The following is a 12,927-nucleotide window of genomic DNA, read 5'->3' on the forward strand; positions in this document are numbered from 1 at the left end:
CTGCTGATTGATGAGGGCTCTCCTGGTCACCGGGCTCAGTCGGAGGGTGTGGTGCGGCTGCTTGAGCGTGCCGGAGTGCCGGTGGAGCTTGACCCGCTTAGGGTGCAGAACCGACTCCCGGGCGTACTGCGCGGCGTAATGCGCAAGCTGATAAGCGTCAGTCCAGTATGGCTAAGTGAGTATTTGCTACGCCTATTTTGCCGTTTTGAAAGGTTACCCGCTCAGGCACCCGCATTAATTATCTCCAGTGGCGGAAAAAGTGCATTCGCCAGCCGGATCCTGAAGCGAAAATGGCGCAGCGCTAACCTGTTTGTCGGGGTCCCGGCCCCATTTCCTGATCGTTGGTTCGATCTGATCCTTTCACCCGTGGCGCGCCCTTTTGATACCGCGTCGCTGGTAACAGGAGTCATACCCAACGCCGTAACGCCGGAAGCGGTAGCCGAAGCGGGCCAACGTTACTGGCAGGAGAATCTGCCGACCCAGCCCTGCTGGGTCGTGATGATTGGCGGCGACAGCAAAAGTCACCGGTTTCAGGAGCCGGATTGGAGCGGGCTGATTGAGGGCATACGGGCCCTCACGCAGAAACAGGGTGTGTATTGGCTGATTACCACTTCAAGACGCACGCCGGAAGCGGTTGAAACCCGGCTCCAGGAGGAGCTGGCGGATTGTCCCAACATCGCCGAACTGGTGCTCTATAACCGGGAGCCCAAGCGCGTGATGCAACCTTTCATGGCAGCAGCTCAGCGGGTGTTGGTCACGCAGGATAGTCTGACCATGGCCAGCGAAGCGCTATGCAGTGGCCGTCCGGTCACGCTGCTTGCGCCTCAGGGTGTTCGCCTGGACCCCGGTTCTTTCTTTGAGGAGATGGTCGAGGGGTTTCCCCGGCTTCCCGGGGTAGAGCGCGTTGCCATGACAGAGCTGTCCGCCTATAAACCCGAGGACAATAAAGCCGTCGAGCCGGTATCACTGGAGCCGCTGGTGGCACCGCTGCTGGCTGAGCTTAAGCGTCTTAACGTTTATAACCGGCAATAACATCGCGGAACATCTCGATATAGGCATCGCAGATGGCGGTGCGGGAGAACTGCTCCAGATAGCGCTGGTAGCCTGCTTCCGTCAGGCGCTCGCCCAGTGCAGGCTCATTCACCACGCGATTAATCGCATCGGCCAGCGCCCGGTCATCATCGATCGGGAAAAGTAACCCGGAGACGTCATTCTCGATCAGCCAGGCAGGCCCCGCAGAGGCCGCTGCAATCAACGGACGTCGCTGTGCCCAGCTCTCCACGACCACATTGCCAAAGGGCTCTTCCCGCGAGGGAAAGACGCTGATATCGCAGCCCTTGAACAGGTAGCCGGTGTCCCGCCGCCAGCCCAGCAGATGTACCCGCGACTCCAGCCCCAGCTCTTTAATCAGTGCCTTTAGCGTCTCTTTAAGCTCGCCATCCCCAGCGATCAGAAGCGTTGTATCTGGGGCGTGGACCAGCGCGCGGATCAGGGTGTCCTGGGCTTTGGCTTTATGTAGCCGCCCCAGTGCGAGCAACACGCGGTGGTTGTCCGGTACCGCGAACTCCTGGCGTAGCTGTGCCCGGGCCTGTTCATCGGTCAACGCGCAGGGGGCGATCTCACCAAAATTGGGGATACACTGGGTTTTATCGGCTGGGATCCCCTCGGCCTGCAGATAACGCACAATGTCCGGCGTGTTGCCGATCAACCGGTCACTTTTCCTATACCGGGCGACCCGGTAGTAACCGCCGAGACGGGCCACAATCGGACAGTAGCCGGTGGGGGCTCGTTTGATTGCGCGGCTCATCCAGGTCAGCATCAGCTCGGGTTGCCAGCGATTGAGCAGCCATTGCAGGCGCAACCGCCCCAGCGGTTCGTGCAAACCGCGAAAACGCAGGGTTTTCACCTCCAGGAGCGGATGATCAGCAAAGAGTGCTTCACGACGCGAGTCGGGTTCGATCACCAGACACTGAGGCACCCCGGCATCGGCCAGGCCCAGAGCCAGTTTCTCAAAGAAGGTTTCTGCACCGCCGTTCTGGCTCGACAGCATCAGTTGCATCACCCGTGGCAGAGTCTCAGAACTCATCAGCGCCAGTGCTCCTTGATCCAGTCAGCCGGCAGGAAAAAACGTTTTAGGAATCGGTAGCGATTGCCTGTGACTTCACCACTGAACGCCGCCTTGATATGTGCCAGGCGCCCACGCACCGGGACCTGATCCGACCAGCGTCCAAGCATGGCATCGGACGGATCCGGCTTGCCGGGGAAAATCACCACCCGCGTACCGCGATGGAGTTTAGGCGGGCGCAGGTAGCGCAGCGGCCAGGGGCCCAGGCAATCCATGCGGAAATGGCGGACCCAGCCACGGGGCCAGAACTTGACACCCCCTTCAACACAGTTGGTGACATAGCGCTGTTCAAACTGGTACTTGCCGGCGATCCCTTCCGGATCCTTGCGGAAGTTTTCCAGCATATAGGCATGACGCCCGATCTCGAACCGGAAAATCGAGGTCTGTCCCAGTCGCTCCAGCGGTTTGACCCAGTTGCGTGCCAGGATCACATCCTCCGGCGAGCCGTAGCTGAAAAACGGATCCAGGTTGCCGGTGATTATCACATCCAGGTCGATAAACAGTACCACGCCTTCTATATCGAACAGGGTGTCGCCCCAGAGTGCAGTCTTTGGCCATTTGCCGGGGGCGTTGGTGGGTCTTGGACAACCCAGCTCCGGCAGACCCCGGCAGACCACTTCTTCACGAATTCCGTTCGCGTCATCGGTCAGGCAGATCACGCGGAACGGTGGCGTGATGTTGCGCTCCACCATGGAGTAGATGCGGTCGACATATTCGGGGCCGTAGCGGGTACCCCACTTGATGCAAATAACCTGCTTTACCGGTTCGGTCATACACCCTCATCCATTGGCTTGGCGACTGCACTTAACATTGGCTGTGCCACATCTTAGCGCTTTTGATAGAGAAAGTTCTTGCCCTGCGGGTGGGTCTTAAAGCGACGATGCACCCACATATATTGGCTGGGATCCTTGCGAACCGCCTGCTCGATAGCGGCATTAACCCGTTGTGCATCCTCCTCCGGCGTCTTGCCGGGGAAGTTTTCCAGCGCCGGATACAGTTCCAGCTCGTATCCGCTGTCGTCGGGTAGACGGTGCTGGGCCAGCATCAGTATCGGGGAGTCATTGAGTTTGACCATCCGCGTGGTGGCGGTAATAGTCGCGGCGGGGATACCGAAAAAGGGCGCATAGACAGCATTTTTTATCCCCATATCCTGGTCCGGCGCGTACCAGACGATACCGTTTTGACGTAGCGTTCGAATCACCGAGCGGATATCGGAGCGCTCGATCGCCCGTTCGAAGAAGCGCTCCCGCCCACGACGGATAACCCGGTCCATCAGGGGGTTGTTATGGGGGCGGTACATGCCGCTCACCTTATAGAACCGTGCAAACAGTAGCCCGCCCAGATCCAGCGAAGAGAAGTGAGCACCGAGCAGAATAACGCCCCGTCCCTGCTCCAGTGCCTGGTCGAGGTACTCCCGGCCTTTGAGCTCCAGTTTGGGGGGCAGCCCGGATTCCGGCATCCACCACGCCATCGCGGTTTCCAGAATGCCGATACCGTTATTTCGAAACACCGCTCTGACCCTGTCACGCTGCGCCTGGTGCGTCAGTTCTGGGAAACAGAGGCGGATGTTGGTTTCGGTGACAAAACGGCGATGACGGCTAATATGGTACAGAACCCGGCCCAGGCCTGCGCCCAGATGAATCTGCAGGCGGTAGGGCAGGCGTGTGCAGAGCCACAATGTGCCGAGCATCAGCCAGGTGGGCCAGTATCGGGGCTGCCAGAACCCTTGTCTCTGAGGTACTTTTGACAAAGCCAGTGTCCACTGTGCGGTCGGAAGCAAAGATGTGGATTGTATGTCCACCGCCCGGGACGGGCAAACCCGGTGCATCGTGTGTGATTGGCCGGCAATGGTATTTTTCGTACATTGGCCTGTACAATGCCCGCTTACTCCAAGGTATCGCAGGTGTATGACAGACACTTCGGATCAGCAGAACAAAGGCTCCGGCTGGGAGGTTTACCGCCGGATGCTGGTATATGTGAAACCGCTCTGGTTCGGTTTTATCGCCAGTTTTATCGGTTATTCCATCTACGGCGCCGGACAGGCGCTGGCGGCCAAGTGGCTGGAGATGGTGGTCGATGCAGTCCAGGGCGGTGCGTTTGATCAACGGCTTTGGCTGGCGCTGGCAGTTGTGGGCATCTTCTTGATGCGCGGTGTCGGTGCGTTTATCGGCAACTACAGCATGAGTTACATTGCCCGTGAGACGGTTCACACCATGCGTACCGACCTGTTCAGCAGTCTGTTGCGGCTACCCACCCACTACTACAACCGCAATCCCAGCGGCGAGATGCTTTCACGGCTGACCTATAACGTGGAGCAGGTGACCGGAGCGGTTACCAACGCCATCAAGATTACCATCCGTGAAGGCCTTACAGTGGTCGGTCTGCTGGGTTACATGGTCTATCTGAACTGGAAGTTGACGCTGATCTTTCTGGCCGCGGGCCCCATCATCGGTCTGGTCGTATCGATTGCGTCCAAACGGATGCGAAAACTCAGCCGTCGTCTGCAATCCTCCGTGGGCGATATCACGTCGGTGGCATCGGAGGCGATACGTGGTTTTCAGGTAGTGCGTATCTTTGGTGGTATTGATGCCGAGCGGGCCCGGTTTCAGAAAGCCAGTCTCCAGAACAAGCGCCAGTTTATGAAGCTGGTGGTGACTCAGTCTCTGAATACACCGCTGGTGCAGCTGTTGATCGCGCTGGCTCTGGCGCTGCTGCTCTATGCGGCCATGGACCCTGTCGTTCTCGGTGGAATGACGACCGGCGGGTTCGTGGCGTTTTTGACCGCAGCCGGGATGCTGACCAAACCGGTCCGCCAACTGACAGAAGTCAGCCCCATTATCCAGAAGGGAATTGCTGCGGCCGAGAGCCTGTTCGGCGTGATTGATGAGCCGGGCGAAGCCGATAGCGGCAGCCGAGACGCCGGCGGCGTTCGGGGTGACCTGACGCTGCGCAACCTCTGTTTCTCCTATCCGGAAAGTGACAGTTACGCCCTTAACGGGATTAACCTGGATATCCCGGCCGGTAAAACGGTGGCGCTGGTGGGGCGCTCGGGTAGTGGTAAAACCACACTCGCCTCTTTATTGCCACGTTTCAATGATGGCTGGGACGGTGAACTGCTACTCGATGGGGTACCGCTACAAGAGTACGCGTTGAGCAGCCTGCGCGAGCAGATCGCGCTGGTGAATCAACAGGTTGTTCTTTTTAACGGCAGTATCGCCGACAATATCGCCTACGGTGCCATGGCAGAGGCAAGCGAAGAACAGGTGATGGAAGCGGCCAAGGCGGCCCATGTCTCCGAGTTTCTGGAGCGTCTCCCCGAGGGAATTCATACCCTCGTCGGCGAGAACGGAGTTCTGCTCTCGGGTGGCCAGCGTCAGCGTATCGCTATCGCCCGCGCGATACTTAAAAACTCGCCACTGTTGATCCTTGATGAGGCGACCTCGGCACTGGATACCGAGTCGGAGCGCCATATCCAGGCTGCGTTGGCCGAGGTCGTTAAGGGACGCACGACCTTGGTTATCGCCCACCGACTGTCTACCGTGGAAAAAGCGGATCTGATCGTCGTGATGGACAGCGGGAAAGTGGTTGAGCAAGGCACCCATCAGGAGCTGCTGGAGAAGGGCGGTGCCTATGCGGCGCTGCATGCGATGCAGTTCCGGGATTGATTGACCGTGCTGGCCCGTGGCGTTTATTCACTGATATTTGCTCTGGCACTGCCGCTGATTCTGCTGCGTATTCTCTGGCGCTCGCGTCGCGCTCCGGCTTATCGCGAACGGCTCTCTGAGCGCTTTGGCGCGGGAGCGGCGGTGTCCGGCCGCCCGCTCTGGGTTCACGCCGTTTCCGTCGGAGAAACGCTGGCGATCGCGCCGCTGGTTGAGCGGATACTGGCGCAGGCTGACCCGCCTCAAGTGCTGATCACGACGATGACCCCGACCGGTGCGCAGATGGTTCAGCAGCGCTTTGGGAGCCGGGTTATCCACCGCTACTGCCCCTGGGATCTGCCCGGGTTCTGGCACCTGTTCATGCGTCGAGTGACACCGCGCGCCTGCGTCATCGTAGAGACCGAGCTTTGGCCCAATATGTTAGCGGCCTGTAAACGCGCCGATATTCCCGTACTGCTGGCCAACGCCCGGCTTTCGGCCCGCTCGGCCCGCGGCTATGGTCGATTACCCTTCCTGACCCGGCCGATGCTGCGGAGCTTGACCTGTGTGGCTGTGCAAAACCGGGTGGATGGGGATCGGTTTATTGAGCTCGGGTTGCCATCCTCGTGTCTGGAGGTCACTGGAAGTATCAAATTTGATATCCATCCGCCACAGAGTGCCGAGCAAGAAGGACTCTCTCTGCGCCAGGCGCTGGGATCGGAGCGCCCTGTATTGCTGGCGGCCAGCACTCACCGGGGTGAAGAAGAGATTCTGATTCAGTGCTGGCGGCGTCTTAGCACCCGCTGGCCGGATCTGGTGTTGATGATCGTTCCGCGCCACCCGGAGCGTTTTTCAGAAGTGCGCAGTCTGCTTCAGGCGGAGGCTGCCGGTGCGGCGATCTGCTGCCGCAGCGACGGCATTGCACCGACAATGGAAACCCGACTTTATCTGGGAGACACCCTGGGCGAGCTGATGACGTTTTATGCGGCTGCCGATATCGCCTTTGTCGGGGGCAGTTTTAGCGGAACCGGCGGCCATAATCCGCTTGAACCGGCCGCTTTGAGCAAGGCGGTCGTGATGGGGCCGGATACGTTTAATTTCGACCAGATTACCCGCATGCTGATCGATGCCGGCGGTCTGGTGCAGGTGGAAAGACCGGAGCAGCTGGATGATGTGGTCGGCCACTGGCTGGAATACCCGCGCGAACGGATTAAAACGGGTGCCTCGGGGCAATCGCTGGTCGCGGCCAATCAGGGCGCGCTCGATAAGCTGGAGCAGCAGGTGGCGGCTCTGCTCTCTAATCAGCCCCGGTAATAGTCCCGGTACCAGCGGGCAAAGCGTTCGATCCCCTCTTCGATTTTGACCTGTGGCTGATAACCGGTGTCGCGCATCAGCGCGCTGACATCGGCATAGGTCTGCTCCACATCGCCGGGTTGCAGGGGTAGCAGCTCTTTCTGAGCCTTCTTGCCCAGCGCCGATTCCAGCAGTTCGATATAGTAAAGGAGCTCCACCGGGCGGCTGGCACCGATATTATACAGTCGCCAGGGAGCCTTGGAGGTGGCCGGGTCCGGTTGCAGGCCCGACCACTGAGCGTTGCCCTTCGGTATGCGGTCCAGACAGCGTACGACCCCATCGACAATATCATCGATATAGGTGAAGTCGCGCTTGTGGCGACCGTAATTGAACACCTTTAAAGGCCGTCCCTGAGTGATGGCATCGGCAAACAGCATCGGCGACATATCGGGACGTCCCCAAGGGCCATAAACGGTAAAAAAGCGCAGCCCGGTACAGGGTAGCTGATAGAGGTGGCTGTAGCTGTGTGCCATCGCCTCGTTGGCGCGTTTGGTCGCGGCATAAAGTGAGAGCGGATGGTCCACGTTATCGTCCACCCGGAAAGGTATCTGTTCGTTGGCACCGTAAACCGAGCTTGATGAGGCATACACCAGATGTTCAACGGCTTGCTGTCGGCAGCCTTCGAGCATATTCAGAAAGCCGATCAGGTTGGATTGACCGTAACTCTGAGGGTTGTCGATGGAATAGCGTACACCGGCCTGGGCGGCCAGGTGGACCACGCGCTCGAATCCTCCCTGATTGAATAGCGCGGCAACCGCCGCCGTATCGGCAATATCCAGCTCGATGAATCGAAAGCCCGGTGTTGATTCGAGCTGCGCCAGTCGGTCGCGCTTGAGACTGACCGCGTAATAGTCGTTGAGATTATCGATACCCACGACCTCATCGCCGCGCTCAAGCAGCTTGGCGCTGAGGTGGAAACCGATAAACCCGGCTGCGCCGGTAACCAGTACGCGCATCGGTTCAGATCACCGGTTGCAGTGAGTCGGCACGGCCAATGGCGTAATAGAGCAGGCCGGCTGCCCGCACCTGTTCGGGTTCATACAGGTTGCGCCCATCCACAACCACCGGCTGCTTGAGCTTACCTTTGAGCCAGGTGAAATCGATGGTTCGGAACTGCTTCCATTCGGTACAGATCACCAGCGCATCGGCGCCATCGAGCACGTCATCCCGGTGTCCGACAAGGGCCAGATCTTCACGCTCGCCATAGATCCGGTGGGTTTCCTCCATCGCTTCCGGGTCGTAGGCTCGCACTTTGGCACCGGCATCCCAGAGCGCCTCCATCAGTACCCGGCTGGGTGCTTCGCGCATATCGTCGGTATTGGGTTTAAATGCCAGGCCCCAGAGTGCGATGGTACGGCCCGACAGGTCGCCATCAAATGCCTGACTGAGTTTCTGGAACAGAACCGACTTTTGACGGTTGTTGACCGCTTCTACGGCCTGCAGAAGCTGTGCTTCGTAGCCCACATCACCGGCTGTTCGCGCCAATGCCTGCACATCCTTGGGGAAGCAGGAGCCGCCATAGCCGCAGCCGGGGTAGATAAAGTGATAGCCGATGCGAGGGTCGGAGCCGATCCCCTGGCGCACCTGCTCGATATCGGCACCGAGGCGTTCGGCCAGGTTGGCGATCTCGTTCATGAAACTGATCTTGGTGGCGAGCATGGCATTTGCTGCGTATTTCGTCAGTTCGGCGGAGCGCACATCCATGAAGATCAGTTTTTCGTGATTGCGGTTGTAGGGTGCATAGCACTCGCGCATCCGTGAGCGGACATGCTCGGAGTCTGTACCGATGACAATCCGCGCGCCGCGCGTAAAGTCCTCAATGGCCGCGCCCTCTTTGAGAAACTCCGGGTTGGAGCAGACATCGAAGCCCAGCTCTACCTGACGCGCGGCCAGCACCCGGGAGACTTCCGCGCTAACGCGGTCCGCGGTGCCCACGGGGACGGTGGATTTGTCGACGATGATCTTGTGCTCCTGCATATGTTCGGCGATGGTGCGGGCCACCGCGAGTACATACTTCAGATCCGCTGATCCATCCTCGTCCGGCGGGGTACCCACGGCGATAAACTGCAGCTCACCAAAGGCGACGCCTTCGGCCGCATCGGTGGTGAAGTGCAAACGCCCCTCTTCCCGGTTATGGCGTACGATCCCTTCCAGGCCCGGCTCGTAGATTGGAATAACACCCTGTTTGAGTGCCTGGATCTTGGTTTCGTCAACGTCGACACAGATGACCTGGTGGCCTGCGTCGGCCAGGCAGGCTCCCGTGACAAGGCCGACGTATCCGGTACCGAAAATAGTGATGTTCATCGCGACATGCGGTCCTGTTGCTTGGCTTTATGACTTGATATGGGCGCGAGTATACGCGATCAAAATGACAATGGGTGATCAGTGCCCCTGACTCAAGTCAGAGTCCGGTGAAATCGAACTGCTCACCCGCCTGTTCGGCAAACGCGTGGCTCAGCACCTGGTCGAGCGGCTTGCTGTCACTGTCACGAATCCAGGCGGATCGTTCGTTGTCATAGTCGAAGTGAAAGCCCCCTTCCCGGGTAGCCAGCCAGAGCTGTTTCAGTGGTGGTTGGCGGGTGAAAATGATCTGACTGCCGTTCTCGCATTTCACCGTCATCATGCCGCCGTTGATCTCGCAGTCGATATCGGTATCGGCCTCATCGAGGATCTCTTCCACGCGGGTCAGGGTTTCATCGACCCGGCTCATAAACTCCGATTCTGTCATCTATTCTTCTCCGAGTTGGCAGGTGGTGCCTCGATTATAGAGACTTGCCGCACAATCCACATCCATCTGCCGCCGCAGCGGTACTCTTTAAGGGGGTTGGCGGGTTATAATTTGAGGTTTACCCATTCGATGAAAGCCGGCTGCCGAGCGCAGGGCCGGGCGAGGAAGTGCGATGCTGAAACTAGGCTGGCCGATTCTGATTCTGAGTGCCTTGTTAGTGAGTGGTTGCGGCCAGAAAGGCCCGCTGTCTCTGCCGCAATCCCAGGGCCCGGTGCAACAGGCGCAATGAGAGAGATGATGGATAGTTTTGAATACCACAACGGCACCCTGTGTTGCGAAGAGGTGCCCCTGGATCGAATCGCTGATGAAGTGGGTTCGCCCACCTACGTCTATTCCCGCGATGCGCTGGAGCGTGCTTACCTGAGCTACGCTGAAGCGCTGGACGGGCGTGACGCGCTGGTCTGCTATGCGGTCAAGGCAAACTCCAATATTGCGTTGCTCAATGTGCTGGCGCGACTGGGCGCAGGCTTCGATATCGTTTCCCTGGGTGAGCTCGAGCGTGTGCTCCGTGCCGGTGGTGATCCGAGCAAGGTGGTGTTTTCCGGTGTGGGCAAACAGGCCCACGAGATCAAGCGCGCGCTGGAAGTGGGTATTCACTGCTTCAATATCGAATCTGATGCCGAGCTGGATCGCGTCAATGCCGTGGCGGCGGAGCTGGGTGCCGTTGCGCCGGTCTCCTTCCGTGTTAACCCGGATGTGGATGCGCGTACCCACCCCTATATATCGACCGGGCTTAAAGAGAACAAGTTCGGGATCGCCATCGATACTGCACCGGCGGTGTATCGCCGTGCGGCGGCGATGGCGAACGTGAATGTGGTGGGTGTGGACTGTCACATCGGTAGCCAGCTCACCGAGATCAGCCCCTTCCTCGATGCACTGGATCGTCTGTTGAAGCTGGTGGATCAGTTGGCCGAGGAGGGTATTACGCTACGCCATCTGGATCTGGGCGGTGGTCTGGGCGTTTGCTACACCGACGAGGCACCACCTGAACCCAAGACCTACATCGATGCGGTCATCGAGCGCCTGGGTGATCGCAAGCTGGGTCTGATTTTCGAGCCGGGGCGCTCCATTGCCGCCAACGCCGGGGTGATGCTCACTCGTGTCGAGTTTCTCAAGCAGGCCGGTGAAAAGAATTTCGCCATCATCGATGGTGCCATGAACGATCTGATCCGCCCTTCGCTCTACAGCGCTTATCAGGAGATTATTCCGGTACAGCTGCGTGAAGAGGGTGAGGCGCGGCGCTGGGATCTGGTTGGGCCGGTATGCGAAACCGGTGATTTCCTGGGCAAGGATCGTGAGTTGATGCTGGAAGCGGGTGATCTGCTGGCGGTCTGCTCGGCGGGCGCTTACGGTTTTGTGATGGCTTCCAACTATAATACGCGTCCGCGTCCGGCCGAGGTGCTGGTGGATGACAACAAATTCTACGTGGTCCGTGAGCGGGAGACGGTCAACGATCTGATGCGCGGGGAACAGCTGCTGCCTAAGGGGCGCTCGTAATGCTGGTCCGTTTTACCAAAATGCACGGGCTGGGCAACGACTTTGTTGTCATCGACGCGATCTCCCAGCGCGTGCGTGTAAATGCGGACCAGGTACGCAGGCTGTCTGATCGTCACTGTGGTATCGGTTTTGATCAGCTCCTGCTGGTGGAACCGCCGACCCGCCCTGACATGGACTTCCGATACCGGATTTTTAATGCTGATGGCTCGGAAGTTGAACACTGCGGCAACGGTGCGCGCTGTTTCGCGCGCTTTGTGCGGGACAAACGCTTGATCATGCGGGACCGTATTTCTGTAGAAACGGCTCGCGGCAAGGCGGTTCTGCAGATCCGCCCAGACCTGCAGGTGGAGGTCGATATGGGCGCACCCGAGCTTGAACCTTCAGCTATTCCGTTTCAGGCGACAGCCCAGGCCCCCGTCTACTCGCTGGAGGTGGATAATCAGCTGGTGGAGCTCGGTGCTGTCTCCATGGGTAACCCGCACGGTGTACTGGTTGTGGACTCCGCGGATCTAGCGCCGGTGGCGGAACTGGGGCCGAAGCTCGAATCACACGCACTGTTTCCCAACCGGGCCAATATCGGTTTCATGGAAGTGATCTCCCCCCGCGAGATCCGCCTGCGGGTGTTTGAACGCGGTGCTGGTGAGACGCAAGCCTGCGGAACCGGAGCCTGCGCGGCTGTGGTTTCAGGGCGGTTGCGTGGTTTGCTGGACGAGACGGTGCAGGTCCACCTGCCCGGCGGTGACCTGGAGATCTCCTGGGCAGGCGAAGGTGCACCGGTGATCATGACCGGTCCGGCGGCGACGGTATTTGAAGGGCAGATCTACCTATGACAGAAGAGCTGATAAACGAGACGGCCATAACCGCTGATCAGGTCGCCGACTATCTCGCAGAGCATCCGGACTTTTTCAGTCACTACGTTGGGCTGTTGGAGAAGCTTTACGTCCCCCATGAACGGGGCACGGCAATATCTCTGGTGGAGCGCCAGACATCGCTGCTGCGTAACCGCAATGAGCAGCTTCACAGTCGACTCTCCGAATTGATCGATGCGGCCAACTTCAACGATGGTCAATTCGAGAAAACCAAGCGGATGGTGTTGAACCTGCTTGAGGCGGAGACGCTGGATGAGATCTCGGTCGCCGTTGAGGAGAGTCTGTGCCAGGATTTCCATGGTGATGAGACCGTCCTGCTGCTGTTCAGCGAGAACGAGATCACCACCAATAACCTGCGGGTTCTGTCCCGGGGCGAGTGCAGCATCGTGCAGCCATTGGTTGATACCAACCTGCCCAGCTGCGGCCAGCTGTCCGAAGCGATGAACCGTTTTCTGTTCCAGGAGGCGGCGGTTCGGGTGCAGTCTTCTGCCGTGGTGCCGCTGGTTAAAGGAGAGACACTCGGGCTGCTGGCGATCGGCAGTTACGATCCCAACTACTTCCAGAGCAGCCAGGGCACCCTGTTTCTCAGTTATGTGGGCGAGGTCCTCAGTCGCATTATCGCTCAGGTGATGAATCGCGCGGAGTCGCGCTGAG

13 protein-coding genes are annotated in these 12,927 nt (G+C 59.0%); 7 read left to right on the forward strand and 6 right to left on the reverse strand.

Going from position 1 to position 12,927, the window contains the following annotated elements:
* Positions 1-6 precede the first annotated feature (6 nt).
* Positions 7-1,032, forward strand: a complete 1,026-nt coding sequence (locus G403_RS0108110) for an ELM1/GtrOC1 family putative glycosyltransferase (RefSeq protein ID WP_281171143.1) — start codon at positions 7-9, stop codon at positions 1,030-1,032.
* On the opposite strand, the gene G403_RS0108115 is transcribed toward G403_RS0108110, so the two are convergent.
* From G403_RS0108115 to lpxL, 3 genes are read right to left on the reverse strand one after another with little or no spacing between them, the layout of a single operon-like run.
* On the reverse strand, positions 1,010-2,086 hold the full coding sequence (locus tag G403_RS0108115) for a glycosyltransferase (protein WP_211232660.1): 1,077 nt from the start codon (positions 2,084-2,086) through the stop codon (positions 1,010-1,012). The two genes, G403_RS0108110 and G403_RS0108115, sit on opposite strands and share 23 nt — an antisense overlap.
* Positions 2,086-2,898: a hypothetical protein gene (locus G403_RS0108120; protein WP_027853544.1), complete on the reverse strand. Its 813-nt coding sequence runs from the start codon at positions 2,896-2,898 to the stop codon at positions 2,086-2,088. The genes G403_RS0108115 and G403_RS0108120 overlap by 1 nt, the downstream gene beginning before the upstream one ends.
* Before the next feature lie 53 nt (positions 2,899-2,951).
* A complete protein-coding gene (gene lpxL / locus G403_RS22660) occupies positions 2,952-3,875 on the reverse strand; it encodes an LpxL/LpxP family Kdo(2)-lipid IV(A) lauroyl/palmitoleoyl acyltransferase (protein WP_245578218.1) in 924 nt (307 codons plus the stop codon).
* Positions 3,876-4,032: 157 nt separating this feature from the next.
* Here lpxL and msbA point away from each other — a divergent pair, with 157 nt between their 5' ends.
* The gene (gene msbA / locus G403_RS0108130; protein ID WP_027853545.1) at positions 4,033-5,790 is read left to right on the forward strand and encodes a lipid A export permease/ATP-binding protein MsbA; all 1,758 of its coding nucleotides are present in this window, start codon (positions 4,033-4,035) and stop codon (positions 5,788-5,790) included.
* Positions 5,791-5,796: 6 nt separating this feature from the next.
* Positions 5,797-7,080 (forward strand): lipid IV(A) 3-deoxy-D-manno-octulosonic acid transferase, encoded by a 1,284-nt coding sequence (waaA, locus tag G403_RS0108135; RefSeq protein ID WP_245578219.1) that lies wholly within the window; start codon positions 5,797-5,799, stop codon positions 7,078-7,080.
* Here the strand turns inward: waaA and G403_RS0108140 are convergent.
* From G403_RS0108140 to cyaY, 3 genes are all read right to left on the reverse strand, one after another.
* A complete protein-coding gene (locus tag G403_RS0108140) occupies positions 7,068-8,075 on the reverse strand; it encodes an NAD-dependent epimerase (RefSeq protein WP_027853547.1) in 1,008 nt (335 codons plus the stop codon). The genes waaA and G403_RS0108140 overlap by 13 nt on opposite strands.
* 4 nt (positions 8,076-8,079) lie before the next feature.
* On the reverse strand, positions 8,080-9,423 hold the full coding sequence (locus G403_RS0108145) for a UDP-glucose dehydrogenase family protein (protein ID WP_027853548.1): 1,344 nt from the start codon (positions 9,421-9,423) through the stop codon (positions 8,080-8,082).
* A gap of 97 nt (positions 9,424-9,520) precedes the next feature.
* Entirely contained in the window at positions 9,521-9,847 is a 327-nt protein-coding gene (gene cyaY, locus G403_RS0108150; protein WP_027853549.1) for an iron donor protein CyaY, read from the reverse strand.
* A 172-nt stretch (positions 9,848-10,019) separates the two neighbouring features.
* Here cyaY and lptM point away from each other — a divergent pair, with 172 nt between their 5' ends.
* Genes lptM through G403_RS0108170 form a run of 4 tightly spaced genes read left to right on the forward strand, consistent with a single transcriptional unit; the run spans position 10,020 to position 12,926 of the window.
* On the forward strand, positions 10,020-10,136 hold the full coding sequence (lptM, locus tag G403_RS24905; RefSeq protein ID WP_084403980.1) for an LPS translocon maturation chaperone LptM: 117 nt from the start codon (positions 10,020-10,022) through the stop codon (positions 10,134-10,136).
* Between the two features lie 8 nt (positions 10,137-10,144).
* Positions 10,145-11,404, forward strand: coding sequence for a diaminopimelate decarboxylase (lysA, locus tag G403_RS0108160; protein WP_027853550.1), 1,260 nt, complete (start codon positions 10,145-10,147; stop codon positions 11,402-11,404).
* A complete protein-coding gene (gene dapF / locus G403_RS0108165) occupies positions 11,404-12,234 on the forward strand; it encodes a diaminopimelate epimerase (RefSeq protein WP_027853551.1) in 831 nt (276 codons plus the stop codon). Before lysA ends, dapF begins: the two co-directional genes overlap by 1 nt.
* Positions 12,231-12,926, forward strand: a complete 696-nt coding sequence (locus tag G403_RS0108170) for a DUF484 family protein (RefSeq protein WP_027853552.1) — start codon at positions 12,231-12,233, stop codon at positions 12,924-12,926. Before dapF ends, G403_RS0108170 begins: the two co-directional genes overlap by 4 nt.
* Position 12,927: the final 1 nt, after the last annotated feature.

The organism is Marinobacterium litorale DSM 23545, assembly GCF_000428985.1.
In the GTDB taxonomy this organism is placed as follows: domain Bacteria; phylum Pseudomonadota; class Gammaproteobacteria; order Pseudomonadales; family Balneatricaceae; genus Marinobacterium_D; species Marinobacterium_D litorale.